The 26,777-nt window shown below is 45.4% G+C and carries 22 protein-coding genes; 14 read left to right on the forward strand and 8 right to left on the reverse strand.

The window, feature by feature from the left end; translation table 11 throughout:
• Window positions 1-7: 7 nt before the first annotated feature.
• Entirely contained in the window at window positions 8-1,414 is a 1,407-nt protein-coding gene (gene argH, locus HVMH_RS00510) for an argininosuccinate lyase (protein ID WP_029911247.1), read from the reverse strand.
• Window positions 1,415-1,522: 108 nt separating this feature from the next.
• Window positions 1,523-2,065: a thioredoxin family protein gene (locus HVMH_RS00515; RefSeq protein ID WP_029911243.1), complete on the reverse strand. Its 543-nt coding sequence runs from the start codon at window positions 2,063-2,065 to the stop codon at window positions 1,523-1,525.
• A 115-nt stretch (window positions 2,066-2,180) separates the two neighbouring features.
• Between HVMH_RS00515 and hemC the strand changes: the two genes are divergently transcribed.
• From hemC to HVMH_RS00555, 8 genes are all read left to right on the forward strand, one after another.
• Window positions 2,181-3,119, forward strand: coding sequence for a hydroxymethylbilane synthase (gene hemC, locus HVMH_RS00520; protein ID WP_029911239.1), 939 nt, complete (start codon window positions 2,181-2,183; stop codon window positions 3,117-3,119).
• 33 nt (window positions 3,120-3,152) lie between these two features.
• The gene (locus tag HVMH_RS00525; protein WP_029911236.1) at window positions 3,153-3,902 is read left to right on the forward strand and encodes a uroporphyrinogen-III synthase; all 750 of its coding nucleotides are present in this window, start codon (window positions 3,153-3,155) and stop codon (window positions 3,900-3,902) included.
• 128 nt (window positions 3,903-4,030) lie between these two features.
• Complete coding sequence (locus HVMH_RS00530; RefSeq protein ID WP_035628968.1) at window positions 4,031-5,371, forward strand: hypothetical protein; 1,341 nt, start codon at window positions 4,031-4,033, stop codon at window positions 5,369-5,371.
• A 2-nt stretch (window positions 5,372-5,373) separates the two neighbouring features.
• The gene (locus HVMH_RS00535) at window positions 5,374-6,555 is read left to right on the forward strand and encodes a heme biosynthesis HemY N-terminal domain-containing protein (RefSeq protein WP_029911234.1); all 1,182 of its coding nucleotides are present in this window, start codon (window positions 5,374-5,376) and stop codon (window positions 6,553-6,555) included.
• Window positions 6,545-8,989 (forward strand): fatty acid cis/trans isomerase, encoded by a 2,445-nt coding sequence (locus tag HVMH_RS00540; RefSeq protein ID WP_051623058.1) that lies wholly within the window; start codon window positions 6,545-6,547, stop codon window positions 8,987-8,989. Before HVMH_RS00535 ends, HVMH_RS00540 begins: the two co-directional genes overlap by 11 nt.
• A gap of 113 nt (window positions 8,990-9,102) precedes the next feature.
• On the forward strand, window positions 9,103-9,312 hold the full coding sequence (locus HVMH_RS00545) for a YjfB family protein (protein WP_029911214.1): 210 nt from the start codon (window positions 9,103-9,105) through the stop codon (window positions 9,310-9,312).
• A gap of 171 nt (window positions 9,313-9,483) precedes the next feature.
• Window positions 9,484-10,635 carry a radical SAM family heme chaperone HemW gene (hemW, locus tag HVMH_RS00550; protein ID WP_029911210.1) on the forward strand — a complete coding sequence of 384 codons (1,152 nt, stop codon included), beginning with the start codon at window positions 9,484-9,486 and terminating at the stop codon, window positions 10,633-10,635.
• 72 nt (window positions 10,636-10,707) lie between these two features.
• Window positions 10,708-12,996, forward strand: a complete 2,289-nt coding sequence (locus HVMH_RS00555; RefSeq protein WP_029911206.1) for an AsmA family protein — start codon at window positions 10,708-10,710, stop codon at window positions 12,994-12,996.
• Window positions 12,997-13,069: 73 nt separating this feature from the next.
• Here the strand turns inward: HVMH_RS00555 and trmB are convergent, their stop codons facing one another.
• Window positions 13,070-13,813: a tRNA (guanosine(46)-N7)-methyltransferase TrmB gene (trmB, locus tag HVMH_RS00560; protein ID WP_029911203.1), complete on the reverse strand. Its 744-nt coding sequence runs from the start codon at window positions 13,811-13,813 to the stop codon at window positions 13,070-13,072.
• Between the two features lie 111 nt (window positions 13,814-13,924).
• On the opposite strand from trmB, the gene mutY reads away from it, so the two are divergent.
• The 3 genes from mutY to HVMH_RS00575 all read left to right on the forward strand — a co-directional run bounded on the left by mutY (window position 13,925) and on the right by HVMH_RS00575 (window position 16,553).
• The gene (gene mutY, locus HVMH_RS00565) at window positions 13,925-15,016 is read left to right on the forward strand and encodes an A/G-specific adenine glycosylase (RefSeq protein ID WP_051623234.1); all 1,092 of its coding nucleotides are present in this window, start codon (window positions 13,925-13,927) and stop codon (window positions 15,014-15,016) included.
• Window positions 14,982-15,254, forward strand: coding sequence for an oxidative damage protection protein (locus HVMH_RS00570; RefSeq protein ID WP_029911197.1), 273 nt, complete (start codon window positions 14,982-14,984; stop codon window positions 15,252-15,254). The genes mutY and HVMH_RS00570 overlap by 35 nt, the downstream gene beginning before the upstream one ends.
• A 93-nt stretch (window positions 15,255-15,347) precedes the next feature.
• Window positions 15,348-16,553, forward strand: a complete 1,206-nt coding sequence (locus HVMH_RS00575) for an EAL and HDOD domain-containing protein (protein ID WP_029911194.1) — start codon at window positions 15,348-15,350, stop codon at window positions 16,551-16,553.
• A gap of 68 nt (window positions 16,554-16,621) precedes the next feature.
• Here the strand turns inward: HVMH_RS00575 and hemE are convergent, their stop codons facing one another.
• The 5 genes from hemE to trxA all read right to left on the reverse strand — a co-directional run bounded on the left by hemE (window position 16,622) and on the right by trxA (window position 20,836).
• A complete protein-coding gene (gene hemE, locus HVMH_RS00580; protein WP_029911191.1) occupies window positions 16,622-17,686 on the reverse strand; it encodes a uroporphyrinogen decarboxylase in 1,065 nt (354 codons plus the stop codon).
• 90 nt (window positions 17,687-17,776) lie between these two features.
• Window positions 17,777-18,610: a thermonuclease family protein gene (locus HVMH_RS00585; RefSeq protein ID WP_232087777.1), complete on the reverse strand. Its 834-nt coding sequence runs from the start codon at window positions 18,608-18,610 to the stop codon at window positions 17,777-17,779.
• A 170-nt stretch (window positions 18,611-18,780) separates the two neighbouring features.
• Window positions 18,781-19,032, reverse strand: coding sequence for a type B 50S ribosomal protein L31 (locus HVMH_RS00590; protein WP_029911185.1), 252 nt, complete (start codon window positions 19,030-19,032; stop codon window positions 18,781-18,783).
• Between the two features lie 126 nt (window positions 19,033-19,158).
• Window positions 19,159-20,418 (reverse strand): transcription termination factor Rho, encoded by a 1,260-nt coding sequence (rho, locus tag HVMH_RS00595; RefSeq protein WP_029911182.1) that lies wholly within the window; start codon window positions 20,416-20,418, stop codon window positions 19,159-19,161.
• Window positions 20,419-20,509: 91 nt separating this feature from the next.
• Entirely contained in the window at window positions 20,510-20,836 is a 327-nt protein-coding gene (gene trxA, locus HVMH_RS00600) for a thioredoxin TrxA (protein ID WP_029911179.1), read from the reverse strand.
• 353 nt (window positions 20,837-21,189) lie between these two features.
• Here trxA and uvrD point away from each other — a divergent pair, with 353 nt between their 5' ends.
• The 3 genes from uvrD (at window position 21,190) to HVMH_RS00615 (ending at window position 26,761) form a co-directional block, all read left to right on the forward strand.
• Entirely contained in the window at window positions 21,190-23,463 is a 2,274-nt protein-coding gene (gene uvrD, locus HVMH_RS00605) for a DNA helicase II (RefSeq protein ID WP_029911175.1), read from the forward strand.
• Window positions 23,464-23,479: 16 nt separating this feature from the next.
• Complete coding sequence (gene mnmC, locus HVMH_RS00610) at window positions 23,480-25,576, forward strand: bifunctional tRNA (5-methylaminomethyl-2-thiouridine)(34)-methyltransferase MnmD/FAD-dependent 5-carboxymethylaminomethyl-2-thiouridine(34) oxidoreductase MnmC (RefSeq protein ID WP_029911172.1); 2,097 nt, start codon at window positions 23,480-23,482, stop codon at window positions 25,574-25,576.
• Between the two features lie 180 nt (window positions 25,577-25,756).
• A complete protein-coding gene (locus HVMH_RS00615) occupies window positions 25,757-26,761 on the forward strand; it encodes a hypothetical protein (RefSeq protein ID WP_029911169.1) in 1,005 nt (334 codons plus the stop codon).
• Window positions 26,762-26,777 lie beyond the last annotated feature (16 nt).

Below are 26,777 nucleotides of genomic sequence, written 5' to 3' on the forward strand. Positions count from 1 at the left end.
AAGCCTTTTAATCAGCTTTATTCAAAAATATTTTTGCTCGTTGAATGGCCGCTTTAACTTGTCTTGGGGCAGTGCCACCCAAGTGGTCACGTGCTGAGACAGAGCCTTCAAGCGTTAGCACTTCGAATACATCTTCAGTGATATCTGCATGGAATCCTTGTAGGGTTTCCAAAGACATTTCCGATAAATCCAATTTGTTTTTCACGCCGTGCGCTACCGCCAAGCCAACCACTTCGTGTGCATCGCGGAAGGGCAATCCCTTTTTCACCAAGTAATCTGCTAAATCTGTGGCAGTAGAGAAGCCATTTTTTGCGGCAGCATAGGTCATGTCTCGATTAACGATAATGGCTGGCACCATGTCCGCAAACGCTCTTAAACTGCCTCTAACAGTGTCAACCGTGTCGAACAATGGTTCTTTATCTTCCTGGTTGTCTTTGTTGTAAGCTAAAGGCTGAGATTTCATCAACGTTAGTAGGCTGATTAAGTGACCGTAAACGCGCCCTGTTTTCCCGCGAACAAGTTCAGGTACATCAGGGTTTTTCTTTTGCGGCATGATCGATGAGCCTGTGCAGAAACGGTCAGGTAAATCGATAAACTGGAATTGTGCCGAAGACCATAAAACCAACTCCTCCGAGAAGCGCGACAAATGCATCAAGAAGGTTGATGCAAAAGCCGTGAACTCAATGGCGAAGTCTCTGTCCGAAACACCATCCAATGAATTTTCCGAAATGCGGTCGAAACCAAGTAGTTCAGCCGTTAATTCACGGTTAATTGGGTAGGTGGTTCCAGCCAAGGCAGCCGAGCCAAGTGGCATGGTATTAACGCGTTTTCGGCAGTCTTGCAGGCGCTCTACATCGCGTTTAATCATCTCGAACCAAGCCATCATATGGTGTCCAAACGTCACAGGTTGAGCCGTTTGCAAATGGGTGAAGCCAGGCATGATGGTATCGGCTTCTTTTTCCGCCAAGCTAAGAATACCTTGTTGCAGGCGTTTCAGTTCTGGCAAAATCGCATCAATCTCATCACGCAAGTACAGACGGATGTCAGTGGCAACCTGGTCATTACGAGAGCGGCCTGTATGCAGTTTTTTCCCGGTGATACCAATCAGGTTCGTCAATCTGGCTTCGATATTCATGTGAATATCTTCTTGCTGAATAGACCATTGGAACTTGCCGTTGTCGATTTCTTGTTGAATTTGCGTTAAGCCGTTAATAATGTCCGCCAGTTCATCCTGAGTCAAAATGCCCGCTTCGGTTAACATCTTCGCATGCGCGATAGAGCCTTGAATATCTTGTCGATACATACGGTTGTCGAATTGGATAGATGCGGTAAATTCTTCAACGAACGCATCAGTAGCCTCCGTAAAGCGGGCACTGGAAAGTTTGGCAGTATTGACTTGATTGTCTTGGTTCATGAAACGTCTTCTTATTAAGTCTAAATGTGGTCTAAATTCTAAATAGCGTTATTATACCGGAAGGTGAAAGGTTTGCCGAGCAGCCAAGGTTGACTGCTTTGAACAAGGTTAATCCAAATCTTCCGGCATCGCGGGGATGCGTAGGGAATTCCCCATTTTGTTGTATGCGGTGTTAAGCGCTTTATGTATCATGGCGGCATACAGTTCGATATTCGCTATACCGACAAGGCGAGGTGCAACTTCATTTCCATTGCCGTCAATAAACAATACGGTCGGTGTCAAATCGACACCATAGCTTTCGCCCCATTGATCTTTACGGATAGGCCTGCCATCAAACCCCGGTATTGGATTGCGATCATCCAAGCTGACATAGCGCATATACATATATTTGCCGTCGTAGCGACCGCTCAGCATCATTGGGTTGAGAACTTCATCACGCAGTTGATGGCAGAACGCACACCATTCCGCACCGAATGCCAATAGAATGGGTAGATTCTTTTCTCTCGCTTGCTCGCCAAGTGTCTGCAAGTTTTGTAGTTCAGGGATGATTTTAAGCTTTTGAGAAGCGGATGCAGCAGACTCGTTAGCGCAGCCTGTCAGCCAGTAAGTAGAGCTCAGGATAAAAACAAAACTGAAAATCAATGCACGCATAAAAGGTTCAAACCCGCTTCTTATTGTTGTAGACATCATTGAGAAAAGACTATTTTATCGAAAAAAGTGTGTGAATTCAGTAAAATGGCAGCACTCAAAACAGACAGGTAGATAGATGAAAAAAACGCTCACCATCGCAACCCGAAAAAGCCCGCTTGCTATGTGGCAAGCAGAATTCGTTAAAGCCGAGTTGGAAAAAGCTCATCCTCACCTTGAAGTGATACTGCTTCCTATGTCGACCAAGGGCGACAAGATTTTGGATGTACCTCTCGCGAAAATCGGCGGAAAAGGGCTTTTTACCAAAGAGCTTGAAGATCGCATGATGGATGGTGATGCCGATATCGCTGTGCACTCAATGAAAGATGTCCCAATGGAACTGCCGAAAGGCTTCGCGTTGGGGGCAATTCTTGAACGTCACGCGCCGACAGACGCTTTTGTGTCCAACAACTACGCCAGCTTTGATGAACTGCCAGAAGGTGCTGTTCTCGGCACCTCTAGCCTTCGACGTAAGGCACAGCTGATGGCGAAACGTCCTGACTTAACAGTGAAAGATTTGCGTGGAAATGTCGGCACGCGCTTGGGTAAACTTGATGCAGGCGAGTTTGATGCAATCGTTTTGGCAACTTCCGGTTTGCAACGTTTGGAGTTGAATGACCGTATTCGCCATGAGTTCTCTCCTGAGGTTTGCTTGCCAGCGGTGACTCAAGGTACTTTGGGCATTGAGTATTTTGAGAAAGATGCTGATGTCTTGGAAATCATCCAAGTGCTAAATCATTCTGATACGGAAATCCGTACCCGTGCGGAAAGAGCCATGAACCACCGTTTGGAAGGTGGTTGTCAAGTTCCAATCGGGGTGTTCGCCGAATTGGATGGCTCCAAAATTCACTTGAAAGGTTTGGTTGCCGAGCTGGATGGCTCCAAAATTCTGACAGCGGAAGCAACGGGAGATATTACTTCGCCTGAGACCTTGGGTATTCAGGTTGCTGAAGAGTTATTGGCGCAAGGTGCCGATAAGATCCTGCAGGCGGTTTATCAGGATAATCCTCACGCTTAGAGCGTAACTCGCATAAACAAAACAGGTAGCAATATGCCAAAAGCAACGTTACTGAATACGCGCCCCGAAGCTCAGGCCGTTGCTTTGGCGGAATTACTTGAACAAAATGGGTTTGCGAACCTGTTTTGCCCAAGCATCCATATTGAGTCGTTGAATGCTGTCCCCCCCAACCTGGCAGATTTTCAAACCATATTTTTCGTTAGTGCCAATGCGGTCAAACAGCTTGCGGCAAGTTGGCAACAGGCGTTTGACAAGCCTTTGTCTTTGCCGAAGTCTGTGACTTGTTTTGCCATAGGCAAGGCAACGGCAAAGTCTTTGCAAGCCTTGGGTATTGATGCCAAAACACCTCGTCATAAGTTCGACACCGAAAGTTTGATGTCTGATTTATCTGCCGAAAGCTTTCAGCAAACCAAGTGTTTAATCGTGAAGGGCGAAGGTGGGTTGCCGGATTTGGCGGATACTCTTGAGCAAAGAGGTGCGGTGGTGGAAGAGTGGATTGGATATCGTCGGGTAGCGGCAGGATTTTGCAGTGAAGCCTGGCAGTCATTTAAGCAGGCAGATTACCCTGTAGTGCTTGCCAGCAGTCTGGATGCCTGGAAAAACTTAGTGGAAGTGATTCCACCAAGCGAAAAGCAATGGTTGTTTGAACGGGATTTGCTGGCGTTTAGCGAGCGTATCGCGCAGAGCATCCATGATGAGGGCTGGCAAGGAAAGCTACAGGTCATCAATCCGCAAAGTAATGAAGGTATTGTGAAAGGGCTGGAAAGCTTATTGAGACTTTAAAGCGTCTCAGCTAAACTGATTAGATATTAGAATAACATCACACTCTGTAGTTGATTTGCCATGAAGTGTAAACAGTGCGTAATCAACTGGCTTGAGTGAATAAAGCATGATTGAGGGACAGGAAAAACATGAGTCAGGACAACGAACCTATTACGCCAAAAGCGAATCATCGGGTCATTGATGCAGAGCCGACTCGCCGTCCCAATCCACATTTCAAAGCTTCAGATGACTCAAAATCGGCAGATGAGCCCTTCAAGACCAAGCCATCTTTTTTTGCCCATATCTCTTCAGGCGTGACGCGTTTCTTCCAAAAACTTGGTTGGGTATTTTTGATTTCCGTGGTCGGGTTGCTGGGTTATCTTTCATGGGCAAACAACCAAAATGACTGGCAAATTGAACATATCAACACGCTTCAAGCACAAGTAAGTCAGCTGAAGTCTGACTTGAGCGCACTTAAGCAGCAGCAAGTTGAGCTAAGTCAGTCGGTTGATGCGAAAAAAGGGCTGACGCAAGAACAGCAAACGCAAATCGAGTCCATTGCCTTGCTTGAATCAAAGCTAGATACCTTGCAGCAACAGGTCAATGAAGCACAATCCAAATCTCTTTCAACTCATACGCCGGCAGAAACAGTACCAAAAAATAATGCCGCAGACACCGCTGCGACAGAAAATGTTGGGGTAAAAGCTGAATTGACGCAATTGTCTCTGGATGTGCAAGAAATGAAACGTCAGTTGGCAAGACTCAATAACGGTCAAGCACGCTTGGTCTCTGAAAATACACAATTAAAAAACCAGTTAGCGGGAACGCCTAGCACCTTGTCTGCAAACCAACTGCAACATTGGGCGATGCAGATCAATACCGATTGGATGCTGACGGGCGATCAATACAAAACCTTAAATGCGTTGGGGGTGTTGCAAAAAGCGGTCGAACAGTCGGATTTGACGGAAAAGTCCTCTTTACTTACGCAGATTGCATTGGATCAACAAGCTCTGCAGAATCAACTGAACGTACCTTCTACCGAAGCAGCATCACAAGCGATTGCGAAGCTTAGAGCTTGGATTAAGCAGTGGAAGCCTGCAGAGAAAACGTCACTAGCGGCTACGACCAGCAGCAATGCTGACGGTGTTTCACATGAAACAGATGCGCCACAGACGGTTTGGCAGAAGTTACAACAAAAATTGTTATCTCTATTTTCGGTACGTAAGCGTGACAGCGACGAAGCATTGACCCAAGTCGAGAAAATAGCTCAGCAGGAAGTGATCAAACAACGTTTTGAATTGCTGCTGGACCGTTTGGAATGGGCAATGGTGTCGCATTCTCAATACCAACTCCAATCCAGCCGTGATGCGATGGTGCATTTTGTGGAAAGTCAGCTTTCAGAAGGTAAATCTGCGTTTGATAGTTTGTTCCAGCCTGTTGCCAGTTTGCAATTTCATGCGCGTCAACCGTTGAAAGTGGTGGGAGGCTAAGCATGGGCAAACTCCTTAAATGGGTTGTCTTTCTTGTTATTGCAACGGTGCTGACCTCTCTGGCACTACAAGATAATGGTCGTTTGTCGATGGTTTGGCATGACTGGGTCATTGAAACCAGCCTGTCTTTCGCTATTGTCTTGGCGATTGTCGTCATCTTCGTATTCTATTTTCTGATCAGGCTTTGGGCGTTTTTTGTTCATCTTCCTAGGCATTTGCGAGAAAGGCGAGCCCTTAAGCGTCAAAGTAAAGCCGGAAAAACACTGACCAAGGGAATGATTGCTTTGGAATATGGCGATTGGAAAATGGCCGAGAAGCAATTGATTAAAAGTGCAAAAGACTCTCCAACTGGTTTGATGAACTATCTCAGCGCAGCGAAGATGGCACATAATCAGAATGCATCAGATCGTCGTGATGACTATCTTTCTCAGGCCAGAGCAAATTATCCAGAAGATTACGATACGATCGGTTTGGTGGAAGCTCGACTGCTCCGCGATAGTGAGCCTCATAAAGCCCAAGCGATTTTGAAGACGCTTGTGCGCCAACAGCCAAAAAATAAAGTGGTGTTGGCCGAGTACGCTCAGCTTTTGGAGAAGTTAGAGGATTGGCAGGTATTGGGTGAGATTTTGCCACAACTAAGAAAGCTGTCTGCTGTCGACAAACCCGAATTGCAACGTTTAGAAACACGCTTGATTGCCGGTAAAGTTGCCACTGCTGAGAATGAAGCGGCGTTGGAATCTTTGTGGTCTTCTCTCTCTGCCAAGCAACAACTGCAGTCGGACATTCTTGCAGAGTTCGTTGAACAACGTATGGGTTGGGGAATGGAGCAGGGGCTTGCTGAACGCATTGCCAAAAGCTTAAAACAGCAGTGGAGCGACCGTTTGGTCTATCAATACGGGCGCATTCAATTTGGTCCCGCGTTTGAGCGTTTCAAGACAGCGGAAAACTGGTTGAAAGGGCGCGAAGAAAACCCGGTTTTACTGTTAACTTTAGGTCGACTGGCCTGTATGAGTCAATTTTGGGGCGCGGCGCACGCTTATTTGAAACGTAGTTTGGCTTTGCAGCCTGAAATCGAAACCTTTCATGTGTTAGCCAAGTGCTATGAGGCGGAAGGATTGGAGTCAGAAGCCGCTTTGACTTACAAAGAAGCCATCCTTCAGCTGGAAAAAAAGAATGGGGGCTAGCAGCGCTAGACGGGGACTAAACGGATTAATCAAAACTGGATTGTTGGCGCTAGGGTTATTTGCCATCAGTATGCCTATTCTTGCTTCATCCAACATGGTCGATAAGATTGACTATGGACAGATTCGAGCCATTCTAGAAAAACGCTGTATTGTCTGCCATGGGTGTTATGACGCCCCCTGCCAATTAAAGCTCTCTTCCTACACGGGGGTTGCTCGTGGGGCAAGCAAGCAAAAAATCTACGATGGTGAGCGCATCACCAATGCGACACCAACACGCCTATTTATTGATGCGCAAACCACCGAGGAGTGGCGTCAAAAAGGATTTTACTCTGTATTGTCCGCCAAGCGTCCTGGAGACTCGGTGCTATACCGTATTCTCAAACTCAAAGAAAAGCACCCTCAGCCGACATCCGGACGTTTACCCAATGATGATGAGTTAGGACTTGGCCGCAAAGACTATTGCCCTAAATCGTCGGAATTTGATGACTTTTCCAGCAAACACCCGAATTGGGGCATGCCTTATGCCATGCCGAATCTGCCAAAGAAAGAGTATGAGCAGCTTTTGGCTTGGGCAAAATTAGGGGCGCCTGGAGACTTGGATAAGCTGAATAATCCAGTGTTATCGCCGCTGGCAATTCATTACGAAGCCTTCTTGAATCAAGATCCGTTGAAATATCAGTTGATGGGTCGCTATGTCTATGAGCATTTATTTCTAGGGCATTTACATTTTTCCGATACAGATGATCGGACTTTCTATCAATTGGTTCGTTCAAAAACGCCGCCCGGTATGCCGATTGAATTGATTCCGTCAGTGCGCCCTTACGACAATCCGCATGTTAAGCGTGTTTATTATCGTTTGCGTCCGGTAACTTGGGCCATCGTGCAAAAAGACCATCTGGTTTATTATGTGGATGATAAAACAGAGAGTAAGTATCGTGCATGGTTTATCGTCCCGCCCTATAAACTCCATCACCTGCCGGGTTATGACCCAGTAAACTCGACCAACCCGTTTAAGATTTATGCCAAGATGCCGGCAATGGGGCGTTACCGTTTCCTGCTTGATCAGGCACAATTTATTATTGGCGGCTTTATTAAAGGCCCTGTTTGTCGTGGACAAGTCGCACTGAATGTCATTGAAGATCGTTTTTGGGTGATGTTTTTTGACCCGGAGCATGATGTTATCAGTCATGACACCCGTTTTCTTGCCAGGCAAGCGGATAATTTGCGTTTGCCCAGCGAGGAAGGCACGGAAACCTTCCGCATGTTGGCAACCTATACCAAATATCAAAATCGTCAGAAACTCTACTTGGAAGCCAAGAAAAAGGAATTGCTGAGAACCAAGTCCCGTCAGAAACATGATTTTGGTTTGATTTGGAAAGGGGACGGACAAAATGCTAATGCCATTTTGACGATTATGCGTAATCAGGATTCGGCAACGATAGTGAAAGGCTTTTATGGTTCGGTACCTAAAACGGCTTGGGTGCTGGATTATCCTTTGCTTGAGCGCATTCAGTATCTATTAGTGTCCGGTTTCGATGTGTATGGCAATGTAGGGCATCAGTTGAATACCCGGTTGTATATGGATTTTTTGCGAATGGAAGGCGAAAACAATTTCCTAAGCTTTATGCCGGACGACAAGCGTGAACTCATGCGCAACTTCTGGTACCGCAATACACCGGAAGAGTTCTTCAGAGACAAGCTGCAAGAGACGAAGACAGATATTACCTACCATGCTAACTTGGGTATTGAAGCGATTGCCCAGGTTCTGCCTGAAGCGCAGGGTAAATTGTTAGCCAAATATAAACTATCCGTTCAAAAAGACGCTGCAAAGGTTCAGGTACACCTGTTGATGCAAGATTTCTTCCAGCAGTTGTTTGAGAAGTTTGGGCACTCGCCGGTCTTGAATGAAGATCCTATTAACCGACAACTGGATAAAACGCAGTCACCATTTCAGGAAGTTCAGGATGCCAATCCAGAGGACTTCATTTTGAAAAAAATGAAGATTTTGGCGAGTTGTCATGGTGAAGGCGTTTCGGCATGGCCGGATGTCTCTTTCTTACGAGTCAATAAAAAGGATGGCAGCAAAGCCTACTTTACGCTGGTGTTGGATAAGGGTTACTACAATGTCACTTCTCTGCTTTTCGATGAACAAAATAGAGTAAAAGACGAAGATGCGGTCACTGTGCTTTCCGGTTTGAAAGGGAGTTACCCGAATATGTTCTTTAATGTGAACGAATCAGATCTGAAAGATTTCCTGATATTGGCAAAAGCCGTTTCCGACCAACATGGCCTTTCGCGCTGGGTGGAAACTTTCGGTGTCAGAAGAACGTCGACCAAATTCTGGCCTTTCTTGGATGATTTGCATCGGGAAGCCCAGCAAGAAAATCCTATCCAATTCGGATTGTTCGACTTGAATCGTTATCGTAATGACTAATGTCTTTTCTTTAAAAAACAAAAAGTTTTCTAAAGTTTCAATAATGCTTGCCGATGTATTATCCGCTAAGGTCTGTTTTTAATGTTTTGACCTTGGTCTAGAAGGAGAGAATTATGGATATTTCACCTAACCAAGCGGTTTCCATGGCGGTGACCATGCAGCAAGCTCAGACGCCGCAAGCGGTACAAATTTCGATGTTGAAAAAATCGATGGACATCCAGTCGCAAGGCGCATTGGCGTTGCTTGAATCTTTGCCTTCCGCAACCCCTTCTACGCAAGGGTTGCCGCCGAACCTTGGTAATAACATCAACACCACTGCATAACTTGATTTAAAGATTGCAGAGATCGGGTATTGTTACCATTCTAATCAGGCGCAACCGCGCCTGATGATCGCTAGAAACCTCAATCAGCTGTATTTGTGGATTCTCAAGCATTAATCCACCGTAAATCCGTTAAAATTAGCCTCTAAATTTTGTTCAGATTAGAGGTGTCGTTTGAACTTTACCCAACCTTTGCCACTCAGCTTGTATGTGCATTATCCTTGGTGTATTCAGAAGTGTCCCTATTGTGATTTCAACTCGCATACGCTGGGAGAAAATCAGGAACAGGCTTATCTTGCGGCAATGATCCGTCAATTAGAGCAAACGTTGCCCAGTATATGGGGGCGTCCGATTCAATCGATCTTTTTTGGGGGCGGTACGCCCAGTTTGATTTCCGAAGCCGGGCTGGACAGTTTTCTTTCACAGCTAAGAGCGCTATTAGGGTTTTCTCCAGAGATTGAAATAACCTTGGAGGCCAATCCCGGCACAGTGGATTTTGAGAAATTTGCAGGATTCCGCCAGGTTGGGGTCAACCGTCTATCGATGGGTATACAGAGTTTCGATGATGAAAAACTGAAAACGCTAGGTAGGATCCATTCGTCTGATGAAGCTTATCGAGCAGTGGAGGCTGCTAAAGCCGCGGGCTTTGAAAACTTCAATCTCGACTTGATGTTTGCACTGCCCAACCAAACGCTTGAAGAAGCGATAGCGGATGTTGAAACGGCGATTTCACTGGCACCGCCGCATCTATCGCATTACCAACTGACGCTTGAGCCTAATACGCCCTTCTATAAAAACCCACCGGTTTTACCGGAAGAAGACCTAGCTTGGGAAATGCAGTTAGCCTGTCAGAAAATTTTAAGAAATGCAGGGTATCATCATTATGAAGTTTCCGCCTATGCGCAACCAAGGCATCAGTGCAACCACAATTTGAACTATTGGCAGTTTGGTGATTACATCGGTTTGGGTGCCGGCGCACATGGCAAGATTACGGATGCCCCACAAGGGAAAATCTGGCGCACACAGATGCCAGCTTCTCCTGGCGGCTATATTCAGATGATTGCAGAAGGAAAGATGGGTAAAACAACCGCTGTCAGTGACGAAGATGCGGTTTTTGAATTTATGTTGAATGCTATGCGATTACAGGATGGCGTTCCATTGGAATATTTTTCATTAAGAACCGGTCTGCCTAAGCAAAAGATTTCAAAACAGCTGGAAAAGCTGACAGAAAAGCAATGGGTGGAGCCGAGCGAAGACACTTTGAAACTGACCGCAGAAGGTCAACGATTTCTAAATGATGTACTGCAGGCTTTTTTGTTAGATTAGTTCTAATAAACTCGCAGTATGAGAATTCCTTTTTGACTGAAGGGAATTCAACGTAAAAGATTTGAGGCAAACATGGCGCAAGAAAGCGAAAACGAAAAAAAATTGGCGAAGACGGAAGCGGCTGAGATAAGCGATGCCGAAGCTTGTGAAGCGGGTGATAAGATTGCCTGTGTAAAAGGGTATTTGAATCAGCGTTATGCCGACAAGCATCCATTCTTCAAATGGTTCAGGCGCCTGTTTATGGTATTTTTGATACTCCCGTTGCTGATCTTTTTAGGCTTTTGGGGGGCAATGCATTTTGTAGACTTCAATCAATACAAGCCTGCAATAGAAAAGGAGTTCCTCGATAGAACGGGGCAAAAACTCGAAATTTCGGGTGATGTAAAAGTCTCGGTGATTCCTTTTGTGCTGTCCATTCACGAATTGAATATCAAGAACCCGGAAGGTTTCGCTGCAAAAGACGACTTAGCACAAATCCAAGCGGTGGAAATGGAACTGTCACTGTGGGATTTATTTATCCACCGTCATTTGACGATTAAGGGGTTGGAAGTTGAGCGGCCAGTCATCAACCTCATCACCAATGCACAAGGGAAAACCAACTGGCACTACTTCCAGAAGATAGCAGGGTTGGAAATGAAATCCATTCGTCAGGATTATCGTAATGTTGCTTATATGCCTGAAGACAATGCCAAATTAATTCACGTTGTGGATGCTCCAAGCATGCCGAAGGCCAGCCAACGCTGGCGGCTGAAAACCTTGATTTCGCAAAATGCGAAGATCAACTGGGTTGATGAGCGTGCCAATAAAAGCTATCGTTTGAGAGATTTCGATGTGATGGCATTTGATGTGCAACCGGATCATTTGATTAACCTCATTACTGAGTTTGATTATGCCAGTGGGCAATCACCCGCTAAGTTTCATGTGAAACTCACCCAGAAGCTCAAACTGAGTGCAGACTTGAGTGACTGGCAGTTCTCGGATTGGCAGGGTAATGTGGTGATGAGCTTGCCAAGGGATATGAAGGTGCCTTTGGTGCAAATGGAAACCAGCGGTAAGCTACTGGCTTGGAACCAAATGACCAAGCAATTGAGTGTTCGAGATGCGACGTTGTCGTCATTGGAAAGTTTTGTAAAACTGAATATGACCGGTAATTATGGCGATTCTCCTTATATGAAGGGGCAGCTAACGTCAAAGAATATCCAGCTTAAGAAATGGCTTCGCCATGCAGGGATCTCACTACCGGATTTTGTCGACAAGAATGCTTTGACCAAGTTGTCTTTAAGCTTGAATTGGGAGCAAACGCCAGAACAATTAATGGTTGATAACCTGGACATGAACTTGGATGGCTCACAAATCAAGGGTAAGTTCTTTACGCGTGTGCAAGCAGGTAATGATGTGCCAGAGTTGCACTTTGACTTGGCGGTGAATGACCTGAATCTTGAAGCCTATCGTGCCTATAAAGACAAACTTGCCAAGGTGGTGGACAAGAAAGTCGCAGATGCGCCTCCTGCTGAGGTAGCGGCGTCGCCAACCGCCACGGAACAATCAGCACAGCTGCCTGTAAAAGCAACCTTCTTGCCTATCGGAGTTCCGGTGAAAACCCTGAAAAAACTACATGCAGAAGGGCAGTTGACCTTTAAGAACTTCCAGTCATGGGGACTTAAGTTTGATCAAGGTAATCTGACTCTGTTGGCGGATAAGGGGCGTATTGATATTGCGCCTTTGGATGCGGATATGTACCAGGGCCATTTGTCATCGAAATTGATGGTGAATGTTGATAGCAAAACGCCGAGCTATGAGTGGTCCGGGAAAATGGAACAAATTGCGCTGAAGCCTTTCTTGACAGATGGTTGGCAATATTCGGACTTGAGTGGTGATTTCAATACTTGGTTTGACTTCCAAACGCAGGGGGTGAATGCTTATCTGCTGAGACAGAATATGAACGGCCATTTGGAAACGCGAGTGACTTCGGGTAATGTAGCTGGGTTTGATTTGAATAAGTTATTGGCAGGAGAAGCTTCAAAGCCGGCAGACAAAACGCAATTCGACAAGCTGACGTTTGAAGGTGAGATCAAGAAAGGCACATTGGATTTCAAAAAATGTAATCTGAATAGTGAGCGTTTCAGCAGTATTTGTGTCGGGCAGCTAAATTTACCGAAGGGTCAAATTGGTGCCAAGCTTTTCACAACCTATCAAAAACCACCTGAAAACTTGAGTAGCCTGAAAGGCATAGAAGTGCCTGTGGTGCTAAAAGGTCCGCTGAACCAGATTCAATGGTCGGTGGATATGAAGCGTTTATTGAACTCACCTGCAAATCAGCAGAAGTTATTAAACGGTTTGCAGCAGCTGTTTGCGAAGTAACCTAATACCCAACCTGGCAGATTTTAATCAAAATCTGCCAGGTTGGGAGTAGTCAAATAACTTTGAGTGGTGATTAGCGATCTATCTTTTCAAAGATTAAATCCCAAACACCGTGCCCGAGTCTGTGTCCGCGCTGTTCAAATTTGGTCAGAGGGCGATAGTCTGGGCGAGGTGTGAATTGTCCCTCACCAGAAATGTTGCGGTAATCTTCCGCTTCGGACATGACTTGCATCATTTGCTCAGCATAATCTTCCCAATCCGTTGCCATGTGGAAATGTCCGCCAACCTTCAGGTGCGAAGCGATGGTTTTGGCAAAAGTTTCCTGCAGGATGCGTCGTTTTTTATGTTTGGTCTTGTGCCATGGGTCTGGGAAGAACAGATAAACGCCTGACAGGGTGCTTTTAGGAATGCGCTGGGCAAGTACTTCAATAGCGTCGTCATTGAATACGCGCACATTGGTTAACCCTTTTTCACCAACCAATTTCAGCAATGCGCCAACGCCTGGACGATGCACTTCTATGCCGATATAGTTTTTGTCCGGGTTGGCTTCTGCCATGGCGGCAAGGCTGTTGCCCATGCCGAAGCCGATTTCGATAATCGTGTCTGCCTCACGACCAAATAATGCCGTCAAATCAAGAAGCTCTGGCGTCAGTTCTAGTCCGAATTGTGGCCAGTAAGCATCAATGGCATTCTGTTGGGCTTGGGATAAGCGACCTTGTCGCAACACAAAACTTTTGATTCTGCGTTTGTGAGGGGTGGCTTGCTCGTTTGCTGCTGTTGCTTCCGAATCGGTTGGGCTTAGGCTGTCTTCATTCATCTTTGTCAGTTACAATAGTCAGTATAAAATTAAGTAGCACCATTATATCAAAAACCCTTATATAAAAACCCTTTGGAATGCCGGGTATTAAAATTGATGGAAGGTCAGTTCATGCAAACCAGCAACGTACAATCGTCGAGTCAGTCCAGTCGTTTTGCCGATTGCCTATTGGGTTGGTTTGATGTTTTCGGTCGTCATGATTTGCCTTGGCAACATCCTAAGTCGCCTTATAGCGTTTGGGTTTCCGAAATCATGTTGCAGCAAACACAAGTGCAAACGGTGATTTCATACTTTGAACGCTTTATGTTGGCGTTTCCGACTGTGCAGGATTTAGCGGCGGCTTCACAGGATGATGTTCTGTCCCATTGGGCCGGTTTAGGCTATTACGCGCGAGGACGAAACCTTCATAAAGCGGCAAGAATCATCATATCTGAGCATGATGGTGAGTTTCCAAGCCATTTTGATGAGATTGTTTCTCTACCGGGAATTGGGCGCTCAACGGCAGCGGCAATTCTCTCTATTGCCTTTAAGCAAAAATATGCCATTTTGGATGGCAACGTCAAACGTGTGCTGAGTCGTTATGATGCCATTGACCAATGGCCGGGAGAAAAGCAAACAGAAGCGAAGTTGTGGCACAGAGCAGAAGTGTTAATGCAGACAGAGCGCGCTGATGACTATACTCAGGCAATTATGGATTTGGGGGCGACGATTTGTCGTCGGAGTAAGCCTTTGTGTGCTGAATGCCCAGTAAAGGCAGGGTGCCAAGCTCTAAAAGCCGACAAAGTTGGCGCTTACCCTGTTTCAAAGCCAAAAACAGAGAAGCCAACACGACAAGTCGTGATGTTGCTGGCATTGGATGGAGAGCAGATATTTTTGCAGAAGCGTCCTCAAACCGGTATTTGGGGCGGTTTGTGGAGTTTACCTCAGTTTGATAATGAAGCGCAGTTAAGTGCAGTTTTACCTCAAACTGGCGAGCAAAGTGTTCTGGAAACCTTGCCCGAATTCAAGCATAGCTTTACCCATTATCACCTCATCATTCAACCTAGAATGGTTGAGGCGGATGCTAAGGCTTGGGCATTGGCTGGCCAATGGATGAATTTATCACAGGCGCTGGAGATGGGATTGCCCGCGCCAATTCGAAAACTAATAGAAAAAACGGAGAGCAAACATGTCAAGAATGGTCAATTGTGTAAAAATGGGTGAAGAGCTGGAAGGATTGGATTTTCCGCCTTTTCCAGGAGAGCTGGGTAAAAAGATTTTTGAAAATATTTCTAAAGAAGCATGGAAGCAGTGGTTGACACATCAAACGATTTTGATCAATGAATATCGTCTTTCTAGCTTGGATCCTAAAGCGCAAAGCTTCCTAAAAGAAGAGATGCAAAAATTCTTGTTTACCGGTGAAGATGTCGATATGCCGGAAGAATTCAACGCTGCGGAATAACGTCTTGAGTCCCCCAAGAATTATCGTGGTTTCTATACCATTTCACCAGAAATGGGATTATGATGAAATGGTAATGTAAGGAATAAGGCGTACATGGATAAATTGAATAACATCTACATTGGACGACAACCCATATTCGACGCCAATATGAGGGTTTATGCATATGAATTGCTGTTCAGAGCCAGTGCAGAAGAGAACAGAGCTAAAGTCATCGGTGGAGACAGCGCGACTGCGCAGGTGATCATGAACTTGTTTGGTGATATGGGGCTGTCCAATGTCGTCGGTGAGCGTAAGGCGTTTATCAACTTTACCGAAGGACTCTTATTAAGAGAAAACAGACCTTTCTTTCCTAGAAAGCAAGTCGTTATTGAAGTGTTGGAGAATATTGAACCCACAGCGGAAATTTTGGCTGCAATTCACAAATTGAGGGACGAAGGCTTCACCATCGCGCTCGACGATTATGTCTTCCATCCGAGTGCTGAAGCCTTTGAGGAATATGCAGATATCGTCAAGGTCGATATCTTGGAAGCAGGTCCTAAGAAGCTTGTTGAACATGTGCCAAAGATGAAAGAAAAGGGCGTGAAATTACTAGCGGAAAAGGTGGAGACGCGCGAGCAGTTCGACTTTTGCAAAAAGCTTGGGTTTGACTATTTCCAAGGTTATTTTTTCTCAAGACCAAAAATTATTGAAGGCAAAAGTCTGCCGGCAAACAAAGTGCCTGTGTTGAGACTGCTGTCCAGTGTCTATGATCCCGACATTGATATGAATAAGCTGAGCGAAATCATCAGCCAAGATGTGTCGATGAGCCAGAAGTTACTGAAGATGGCGTCTATGTCAGGTGGCAATCACCAGATATCTTCCATTCATGATGCGGTGCTTAGATTTGGTTTAAAACGTTTGCAAAGCTGGGCGAGCGTGTTGGTTTTGTCTAATATCAATGATAAGCCGTCTGAGCTATTTGTGATGTCGCTTATCCGTGCAAAATTTTGCGAGTTGGTCGGGGATAAAGTCGGAGATTTTAATAAAGACAGTTACTTTACCGTTGGGCTGTTTTCAACTTTGGATGCGGTGATGGATCAACCATTGGCAGAGTTGCTGTCTGAACTTAACTTCGACGCCAAAATTAAAGAAGCTTTGATAAAGGGAACAGGCTCTTTGGGTAGAGCTTTAAAAGCCGTTAAAGGGATGGAGGCCAGCAAGATGGACTTTGAACTGCCGGAGGGGCTGACACCGAGTGAAATCTCGCAAATGTATTTGGAAGCGATGCAGTTTACCGAAAGCCTGAAATTGGTTGAGTAATCTACTTACTTACCTTAAAACAAAAAAGCCCGATTTAATCGGGCTTTTTTATGGCTGAGAACTCGCGGTTATTTGTGGTATTGCGGACTCATCTCGGTAACAGCCTTAATAAAGGCACCTGCATGGGCAGGATCGACTTCAGGATGGATTCCGTGACCAAGGTTGAATACATGTCCAGAACCCTGACCGTATTTTTCCAAAATAGTGGCTACTTCTTGGCGAATACGCTCAGGAGACGCATAAAGGATGCTTGGATCCATATTACCTTGTAGCGCAACCTTGTCACCAACGCGCGCGCGCGCATCGTCAATATCGGTAGTCCAGTCTAAGCCAAGCGCGTCACAGCCGGTTTCTGCCATAGCTTCAAGCCATTGTCCGCCACCTTTGGTGAAGAGAATGACAGGTACTTTTTTGCCTTCATTTTCACGCTTCAAGCCATCTACGATTTTTGCCATGTAACGCAGAGAAAACTCTTTATAGTCTCTAGGCGTTAAAACACCGCCCCAAGTATCGAACACTTGTACTGCTTGAGCACCAGATTCGATTTGTGCATTCAAGTAAGCAATGACGGAGTCAGCAAGCACATCCAGAATGTGATGCAGAGTTTGGGGCTCGTCATACATCATGGCTTTGATTTTCGAATAAGTTTTACTTGAACCGCCTTCAACCATGTAAGTTGCCAAAGTCCATGGGCTGCCAGAGAAACCAATCAGCGGCACACGACCATTAAGTGCAGCACGGATAGTGCTGACAGCATCCATGACGTAACCAAGGTCGGATGCCATGTCTGGGACAAAAAGCTTTTTCGCATCTGTCATGGTTCTGACAGGCTTGTCGAAAACAGGACCTTCTCCAGTCTCAAAACGTAAGCCTAAGCCCATTGCGTCAGGAATGGTCAATATGTCTGAGAACAAGATGGCGGCATCTAAGGGATAGCGCTCCAGCGGCTGCAATGTCACCTCGCACGCAAGCTCTTTGTTACGGCATAAATCCATAAAAGAACCGGCTTGTTTACGAGTTTCGCGGTATTCTGGCAAATAACGCCCCGCTTGACGCATCATCCAAACAGGGGTGCGGTCGACAGGTTGTTTCAAAAGCGCGCGTAAAAAGCGATCGTTTTGCAATTCCGCCATGATTGAGTGTCCCTTCAAATAAAAAGGCATATTTTAACGGATTTTGCGAGACCTTGCCTAAGTGAAAAGTTTACGTAATCCACTAGCGGATTAATTCGCCGGATTTAGCTGGTTAATCGTATTGGGAGAACTGATCACCACAAACATCGCGCCCTTATATAAAAACCCGCTACCGCGCACTTCGATGGTCTGTCCCTCCAAGGATTTGAGTCGGTCATAATCAAAGTTCTTCCAGTTATCCTTGCGAACCCGAATACCTGTGGTATCCATATTCAGGATGTAGTGATTTGAACTTTTTTCGACCAGAATGATTTTGCCCTTGTAGATATGAAAGCCTTCATCCTGAGTGTTGATTTGACTTGATATTGCAATAGGGTAGTGAAGGTCTGGATAGTCCTTTTCCACTTTCCATAAGGCTATCCCTTTGGCTCTTGCGCGGTTTTCAGCAGCGTAATAGCACTTTTGGTGTAAGAAGTTCGGTGTTTCTGAGTTAGCCAATACATAGCCTGATTCCAACATTAGACGTTCAACGCTCACAGGTTTGCCGTTTTCTTTTACATAAAGATGAGCTAGGCCACGATTAAAGCCATCTATTTTTTGCTGATCATACTCAACACCGACTTCCATATCATGATTGGCTAGGATTCGGTTAAGCTGGTCTTGAGCCTCTTTTGCCAGAGGTTGACCTCTCGTATAGAACTTCTGTTTTTTTTCGATCTGTGGCGCTTTAATGCCGATCAGCTTGAAGATACGATTACCAACATTTAATGAATCTCCGCTCAATGCGTAGGTGGCTTTTGTCCAAACATCTATTTTGGCGGGGGCGCAGTCAGAAATAAAGTCATCCGCTGCGAAAGCCTGGGCGCTGAGCAGTAAGCTGCTGAGACTTATTACAATGGGGGCGAAGAAATTTTTAAGCATCATTCCGTTTCCAAATCGTTATCGTCTGATTAGGGTTACTTGGTTGAGGTTTTAATAAGCAAAGCATAAACCAAAAAAAGAAACAAAACTTGAAAAGAGCGTGAATGAGAAGGGATAGAAAATAAAAAAGCCGCGTTTAAGCGGCTTTTTTGAGAAGTCGATTCGAAAATCGCTTATTTGCGCATACCGTACTTTTGACGGAATTTTTCAACACGCCCTTCAGTATCCACAAGTGTTTGTTTACCTGTGTAGAAAGGGTGAGAAGCACTAGATACTTCAACACGAACTAGTGGGTATTCTTTACCGTCTAGAGTAATGGTCTCGCCAGAAGTCTTTTGAATCGTAGAACGAGTCAAAAATGTTTCTCCAGTAGAGATGTCTTGGAAAACGACTTCGTTGTAATCTGGATGAATGCCTGCTTTCATGATGACGGTCCATTCGTTAATATTTAAAAAAAGAAAGCGAAATTATAGAGATAAATCCATAAAATGCAAGCGAATTTCATTCAAACTGTAAAAGTTTTTAAAACACGCTTGCAGAGGACAATTGTCTTATCGCTTCATTGCCATAAAGAGCTCTTCGTTGGTTTTTGTTACTTTCATCTGATCGATCAAAGTTTCGATGGCTTCGATTTCGTTGTTCAAGCCATGTAGGAAACGACGAAGTACCCAAATATTTTGATACTCTTCCGGCGTGGTCAACAGCTCTTCTTTACGCGTACCGGATTTCTCGATGTTGATCGCTGGGAAGGTGCGCTTCTCTGCGATGTTTCTTGATAGATGCAGTTCCATGTTACCGGTACCTTTGAATTCTTCAAAGATAACTTCATCCATCTTAGAACCTGTATCGACCAGCGCTGTTGCGATAATCGTTAAAGAACCACCTTCTTCGATATTACGAGCCGCACCGAAGAAACGTTTTGGACGATGCAATGCGTTCGCATCAACACCACCAGATAGGATTTTTCCTGAAGCTGGTGTCACCGTGTTGTAGGCACGGGCCAAACGAGTGATGGAGTCTAAAAGAATGACCACGTCGGTTTTGTGTTCAACCAATCGCTTGGCTTTTTCGATAACCATTTCCGCAACTTGCACGTGGCGAGTTGCTGGCTCGTCAAAAGTTGAAGAGATTACTTCACCTTTAACGGTTCTTTCCATCTCAGTAACCTCTTCAGGACGTTCATCAATCAGTAGAACGATTAGGTAACATTCTGGATGGTTTTCAGCAATCGATTGCGCGATCTGTTGCAAAATCACGGTCTTACCAGACTTTGGCGGTGCAACAATCAAACCACGTTGCCCTTTACCGAAAGGTGCTGCAATATCGATAATACGAGTAGTAATGTCTTCAGTCGAACCATTACCCATTTCCATTTTCAAGCGTTCTTGAGCATGAAGTGGGGTTAAGTTTTCGAAGGCAATTTTTTTACGCGCTACGTCAGGGTCTTCGAAGTTGATTTTTTCAACTTTCAACAAAGCAAAATAGCGCTCACCTTCTTTTGGAGGACGGATTTTACCTTGTATGGTGTCCCCTTTGCGCAAACCGAAACGACGGATTTGGCTAGGTGAAACATAAAGGTCATCAGGTCCTGCAAGGTAAGAACCATCAGCAGTGCGCAAGAAGCCGAAGCCATCGGGAAGGATTTCTAATACCCCTTCACCATAAATATCTTCACCACTTTTGGAGTGAGATTTCAAAATAGCAAAGATAATATCTTGTTTCTTTAAACGCGCTAAGTTTTCTAAGCCTTTTTCAGAGGCAAGATCCAATAACGCGGAGACGGACATTTTTTTTAAATCAGTTAAATTCATAGTTGTTCTAGTGTTTTAGTGAAGATAAGTTGTATAGGGGTTGGGGTGAAGAGGTATTGTGCGCTCTGTAAGGTCAGAGCGCACGAATGGATTATAGGTTGTCGTCTAAAAATGCACTCAGTTGTGATTTAGACAATGCGCCAACTTGAGTCGCATCAACTTCACCGTTTTTGAACAAAACAAGTGTTGGGATTCCACGAACACCGTATTTTGGTGGTGTAGATGGGTTCTCATCGATGTTTAGTTTAGCGATTTTGACTTTACCTGCATATTCAGCAGCCACTTCGTCAAGGATCGGTGCAATCATTTTACATGGACCACACCACTCAGCCCAGAAATCAACAAGGACTGGAACATCTGATTGAAGAACTTCGCTTTCAAAGTTAGCGTCGCTAGTTGCAATAATATGATCGCTCATACTTTTTGAACTCCTAAAAGTTTATAAATTTATTTGTACGGCCTGACATTTAACATTCATTGTTTCATTCATTGAAAGGGGTTGAAAACCTATGAAGAGGTGCCAGTGCCGACAAGAAATTAGCTTGTGGATGCACCTTAAAGTAGGCGCGGTATACGAAATTTTTGCCATTATTACATTGTTTATTTAAAAAGTGCAAGTAAAAAATTGTGACAATTTTGTAAGATTTTTCCCAAAACTCAAGCTTGGGTTTGTCTGGATTTAACCGCGCTTTGAAATTGGTATTGTTATAATGTTGCGAAAAACCCCGACTTTTAATACGAATTCCTCAAATAAAGCCCGCTCTGAAAACAATGGATATTGCTTACATTATCGAAGATCTTAACGATGCGCAACGCGAAGCCGTTACCGTCGACAATCAACACGCCCTGATTCTTGCCGGCGCAGGTAGTGGCAAAACACGAGTCCTTGTGCATCGTATAGCGTGGTTGACGGAAGTCATGAAGTTGTCGCCCTACAATATTCTCGCGGTGACCTTTACCAATAAGGCCGCCAGTGAAATGCGCTCCAGGGTGGAAGCTTTGATAGGAACACAGGCACAAGGCCTAACCATGGGTACCTTTCATGGTATCGCCTACCGTTTATTGAGAACGCACTATCGTGAAGTCGGCTTGCCGCAATCTTTTCAGATTTTGGATTCGGATGATCAAAAACGCGTCATCAAACGCTTATTGAAAGCGATGGAGTTGGATGAAGCTCAGTGGCCGCACAAGCAAGTTCAAGCTTTTATCAATAGCGAAAAAGAAGAAGGTCGCCGTCCACACCATATTGATCCCGGTCATAACCCTTTTGTTGCCAAGATGGTACAAATCTACCAAGCCTATGAAGAACAGTGCCAACGGGCAGGTTTGGTTGATTTTGCCGAGCTGCTGTTGCGTGCACATGAACTCTGGCTGAAGAATCCAGAAGTGCTGGCGCATTATCAGGCGCGTTATCAACATATATTGGTTGATGAATTTCAGGATACCAATACTTTGCAATATGCCTGGTTGAGAGTGCTTGCCGGTGGGCGAGGCAAGTTGTTTATCGTCGGGGATGACGATCAGTCCATTTATGGTTGGCGCGGGGCAAAAATTGAGAATATTCGTCAGTTCGATGCCGATTTTTCTGACGTGAAAATGGTGCGATTGGAACAGAACTATCGTTCAACTGGCATTATTCTGAAAGCGGCTAACCACCTTATATCCCATAACCTAGAGCGCATGGGAAAAAATCTGTGGAGTGCCGGTGACGAAGGGCAGCCCATCAAGCTTTACGAAGCGTTCAATGAGTTGGATGAAGCACGCTATCTTTGCAACCAAATCGAAACTTGGGAACAGCAAGGCGGTAGCCGCGGCGACGTGGCAGTATTGTATCGCTCTAACGCGCAATCTCGTGTGATTGAACAGGCTTTGCTACAAGCGAAAATTCCTTATCGCGTTTATGGTGGGTTACGCTTCTATGATCGTGCGGAAATCAAAGATGTATTGGCTTATCTGCGCTTGATTGTAAACCGTGATGACGATGCGGCATTTGAGCGGGTTTATAACCATCCACCACGAGGTATTGGTAACAAGACTGCTGATCAGATTCGAGAAACGGCAAAGTTGCAACAGGTTTCATTATGGCAAGCCGCGGCAGAGTTGAGCGATAGTGTCTTCACGGCACGCGCCAAAACGGCGGTATCAGGATTCCTTAATTTGGTAGATGACTTGACGGAAGCCTGCGAAGGGCAGGATTTGAAAGACATTGTCATTAAAGTGGTTTCGCGTTCCGGGTTGCAGTTGTTTTTTGAAAAGGACAAGTCCGAACAAGGGCAAAGCCGATTGGAGAACATTGATGAGTTGATTAACGCGGTCAGTCAGTTCAAACCAAGAAATGTATTGCAGGCGAATGAGGACATTAATGATGACACGCCGCAATCGGCACCTTGGATAGAGAGCGAGGCGGAAGCTCTGGCGAGGGCAGAAGGAATAGAGATGCCAGCATTCGAATCTGCGCTGGCAGAGTTTCTTGCCGAAGCGGCGCTTGAAGCTGGTGAGCAGCAAGCGGATCATTGGGAGTCTTCAGTACAGCTTATGACGCTGCATTCGGCCAAGGGGTTAGAGTTTCCGCTGGTATTTATGATTGGCTTAGAAGAAGGACTGTTTCCGTCGCAACAATCTCAGGAAGATGCTTTGCGTATGGAAGAAGAGCGTCGGTTAGCCTATGTGGGTATCACGCGTGCGGAACAGCAGTTGGTCATTACCTATGCCAGTCGTCGCCGAATGCATGGTAACGAGTTTTATCCACAGCCTTCGCGTTTTATTAAAGAGATTCCTCCGGAATGTCTGGAGGCAGTTCGTCTTACCAATTCAAATCATGGTGCTTCCGGTGAAAGTTTTGGCCGTTATGGCGCCACACCATTTGCTACCAAGATTGAAGAAACCGGTTATGCGGTTGGTTCTCGCGTGTTTCACCAGAAATTCGGTGAAGGCATGGTGATCGACACCGAAGGGGCAGGCGATCATGCCCGTGTCCAGGTCAACTTCAAACATGCAGGCTTGAAGTGGCTGGTGACTGCTTTTGCGAAGTTAGAGAAACTCTAGTTGTTGAAGAAAGCAAATGACTGCTGAAGAAATCAACCCTCAAGCACAGATTGAATGGGGCGAAAACCAAACCCCATATTCAGCGCAGTTCGATGATTTTTATTATTCCACTGACAGCGGTTTGGCGGAAGCCGACTATATTTTCCTCCAGCATAACCGTATTGCTGAACGCTTTTCGGAAATAGCTTCAACCGCACAAAAATCTGCCAGGTTGGGGGTGTTTTGCATAGCGGAAACCGGCTTTGGTACTGGACTGAACTTTCTCACAACCTTATTAAGCTGGCAGAAAATGGCTCAGGTGCAATCTGCGCAGAATCTCCATTTCATCTCTTTTGAAAAATATCCGCTTTCAGTCGAAGATTTGCGTCAGGCACATGCGGCTTTCCCCGAATTGTCGGAACTTTCTGAACAGCTAATCAACAGCTATCCTTTACGTCTGCCAGGCTGGCATGATGTCTGGCTCTTTGATGGACGGGTACGATTGACGCTTTGGTTTGGCGATGTGCTAAAGGGTTTGCCAGAGTTTAATTTAAAGGTCGATGCCTGGTATTTGGATGGCTTTACCCCCTCTCGAAACCCAGATATGTGGCAGCCGGAACTCTACAAGCAAATGGCTCGTTTGAGTCACACTGAAACCACGTTTGCCACTTTTACTGCGGCTGGTCATGTTAGAAGAGGGTTGGAAGAAGCCGGTTTTGAAGTTGAGAAGGACACAGGGTTCGGTCAGAAAAGAGAGTTATGCTTTGGCAAGCTTTTGCACGAACGATCGTATTCGCCAAAGTGGCCGTGGTTTAGCCGTGTGTCGCCATTGCAGAAAGAGGCTTCAAACTTAAGCGTTTGTGTCATCGGCGCAGGATTGTCCGGTGCATCTGTTGCCTATCAATTGGCGAGCATGGGCATGAATGTTACGGTGTTGGATGCACAACCGGAACCCGATTGGGGACATCCTTCGCATAATGCTGAGCAGGCTTCGGCTAACTTAGCTGGCGCAGTACACCCTTTGGTAACGGCGGATTGGAATCTGCGTAGTGAGTTTTATCTAAAAGGATTTGAAACCACTTTGAAATGGCTCCAGCCTTGGCTTGACTCCGGAGAAATCGAAGGGAGTTTAGAAGGTTTGATGCAATTGGCGGTGGACAAGACACAGTTGCAGCGTTTGCAGGATGCTTTCAAACGGGTTGCCTTGCCGGAGGATTTTGTTGAGTGGTGCAATGCTGAACAGGCGAGTGAAAAGCTAGGGGTAAAAACCGACTATGCAGGCGCTTTTTTTCCTAAAGGCGGTTGGATAGAGCCGCAATCTGTGGTGAAGAAGTGTTTGTCGCACGAAAATATTACCGTCCATTGGCAGCATTCCGTGGAGCAGTTGATTCAGGATGAAGCATTATCTTCATCATCGTTATCCCCAACCTGGCAGATTTTGACGGATAAACAAGCATTCAATGCCGATGCGGTTGTACTCTGCACGGGCGCAATTAGTGATGATTTGAATGCAAGCTTTGGGTTGCCGATTCGTCCGGTAAAAGGGCAGGTGTCGCATTTCACTGCAGAAGATGGAGTTGAGCTATCGCCAATGGCGGTCACACACAAGGGATATACCTGTCCGTGCCGTTTACAGCAAGATAAATTGACGGGCAAGTGGATTGTCGGTGTGACGGGTGCAACGTTCGAAGCACCGGATAGGTCTTTCGATATGTCAGAAGCATCTCATGAAGAAAATATTGCGCAATTGACTGAGGCTCTGCAGATTTCTCCCCGAGAATCATTGAATTTGGCGCAAGGTAAAATCGGGTTTCGACCAACAACACCGGATCATTTGCCCATTGTGGGCGCCATAGCGGATTCAGCTTGGGCGAAAGAAGTTTACTATAGCCAATCCCATACCCATGCGGTGTTTCGTTATCCTGCTCAGAAATATCAAACGGGACTGTTTGTCTCGAATGGTCATGGTGCAAGAGGTTTGATGTCGGTATTTTTGGCTGCGGAAATGATTGCTGCCGATATACAGGGAAGTACGCAGGTTTTACCGATGTTTTTAGCCGATGCCTGTCACCCGGAACGCTTTAGAATGCGGTTTTGGCGTAGTGCGAAAAGTCATTCCAAAAAACAAGGATAAAAACGGGCAACTTTACGTATTTATCCGTTATGATATAGAACAAATTATACCTAATATAGACTCAATTAATCATTTGAAGGCAAGTTTGCTATGAACGCACATCAGACTAGACTCCTCCATTATGTACTTCTGTTTTCCGGCGTTTTGCTTGTATTAATAAATCTTGCAGGCTGTTCTCAAATGCCGGCAGTGAAGGCTTCAGAAGGGCAAGATAAAGTTTCCACCAACACGATTCCTGATTGGGTGACGAAGGCTCCACACTCTGATGCCAGCTACGATAAAGTGATAACTGTTCCTATCAATGGCGACATTCAGCAGGCAAAAACCTTAGCGTTGTCTTTGGCATCAAACAAAATCCGTCAGCAAGTGAGTGCTGATATTGAATCGCGTTATTTGAAAAAAATGTCTTCGGATGAGCAAAGCTATGGAGAGCTGGAGCGCAAAATCCGAACAGAAATCCGTAATCGAACGGGCTTGCTGAACTATGCTCAACCAAAAGCAGTAGGGACTTATGAAAATAAGACCTCGAAAGAAATCAGCGTTTGGGCTCAGTTGAGTAAAAAAGAAATTGCGACTTCCTTGGGCGATGAGCTACTGGCAACGGACAAAAGACTAAAGGACTTTATTCATGTGAGTGAAAGAGGTTCTGATTTGACACAGTTGTTATCTGTCCTTCCTGCGCTGCCGACTCTGGAAAAGCGTCAGAGACTTCGAGATGCACTGAGTGGTTTCTTGAAGAAGCCTGTGAAGTTGGATTCTGATGAGCTTGCAAATTTAATGAACACGTATATAACGCGTAAGTTCGATTCGTTGATGGTCAATATGCAAGCGACCACTACAGATTCCAAGCCATTTGAGCCTTATTTACAAAAAGCCTTGATTGAGCAAGGCGTACCAGTCTCGGTACGCAAACCTGACATGATTATCAAATACTTCCTGGAGTTTGACGATGGCGGTGTTGAGCAAGGTAAGCAAAAAATTTCTTTGGTTGCGGATGCCGAAATGGTTGATGACAAAGGTTCAACCTTTGCCAGTGTCAGTAAAGAATACCCTGCGATGGAAAAATCTGTCTCTGATGCAAGAAAACAGGCAATGAATGCATTTACAGCGGACATCGCAAAAGCTATCATAAACGCGACGCTTCAGTACATAGATAAAGTCAATAAGTCTCAAGCGTCTAAGTAGAGGGAAGAGGATAGAA

The sequence above is a fragment of the Hydrogenovibrio marinus genome (genome assembly GCF_013340845.1).
Taxonomy (GTDB): domain Bacteria; phylum Pseudomonadota; class Gammaproteobacteria; order Thiomicrospirales; family Thiomicrospiraceae; genus Hydrogenovibrio; species Hydrogenovibrio marinus.